We start from the raw sequence: 1174 nt of genomic DNA on the forward strand, positions 1-1174 counted from the left end.
GCTCAAGGTCGATGCGCAGGCCAAGGGCCCGCTGGGCGAGCTGCTGCGGGTCGGCGGGCCGCTGGCCGGCGAAGTCGGTGCCACCCTGGCGGAGATGCGCGCGACCGGCAACGCCGACTACAAGCTGCGCCTCGAGCTGCCGCTGGAGGCGATGGACAAGACCAAGGTGCAGGCCAGCATCGTGCTGGCCGACAACGAGCTGCAGCTCGCGTCCGCTGCGCCGGCGCTGACGCAGGCGCGCGGCACGCTGAGCTTCACCGAGAACGGCTTCTCGTTGGCCGGCGTGCAGGCGCGCGGGCTCGGGGGTGCGATGCGCATCGAGGGCAGCGGCCGCTTCGGCGCCAGGCAGGAACTGGACATCCGCGTCCAGGGCACGGCGAGCGCCGACGGCCTGCGCGCGGCGCGCGAGGTCGACTGGCTGGCGCGATTGGCCAAGAACACGACCGGCAGCACGCCCTACGCGGCCCGTTATTCGGTGCGCGAGGGCGCCTCCGACTTCCTGCTCACGAGCAGCCTTCAGGGCCTGGGCCTGCAATTGCCGGCGCCCATGACCAAGCAGGCCGACGAGATCATGCCGCTGCGGGTCGAGAAAAAGGTCGTGCTGCGCGAAGCCCGGGCCTCGGGCGCCGCGCCGCTGGTCCACGATCAGATCTCGCTCGAGTTCGGCAAGGTCGGCTCGGCCAGCTACGTGCGCGACATTTCCGGCCGCGAGGCGCGCGTGCTGCGCGGCGGCATCGGCATCGGGCTGGGGGCCGACGAATCCGCGCCGTCGCCCGAACGCGGCGTGCTCGCGAACATGCGCTTCGCCCGGCTCGACCTGAGCGCCTGGCAGGCGCTGTTCAGCGAGACCACCGGCAAGGCGCCCGAAGCGGCGCCCAATGTCGACAGCGGCGACGACGCGCTCGCCTACCTGCCCACCGTGATCGCGCTGCGCGCGCAGGAGCTGGCGTTCGGCGGCCGAACGCTGCACGACGTGGTGCTGGGCGGCACGCGCGACGGCCAGCTCTGGCGCGCCAACGTCGACGCCACCGAGCTCAGCGGCTACGCCGAATACCGTCATGCGCAGGCCGGGCGGCTGTACGCGCGGCTCGCGCGGCTCAAGATCGCCCGCAGCGAGGCGACCGCGGTCGAGTCGCTGCTCGACGAGCAGCCGAGCACCCTGCCGGCCCTCGAC

Annotated in this window: 1 protein-coding gene; it reads left to right on the top strand. The window is 72.9% G+C overall.

Annotation, left to right across the window (positions count from 1 at the left end; genetic code table 11):
- Positions 1-1174, top strand: a 1174-nt coding sequence (locus AC1D2K_RS34965) for a YhdP family protein (protein WP_478095045.1), incomplete at both ends; no start/stop codon positions are given.

The organism is Variovorax sp. P1_H12_2 (genome assembly GCF_056405335.1).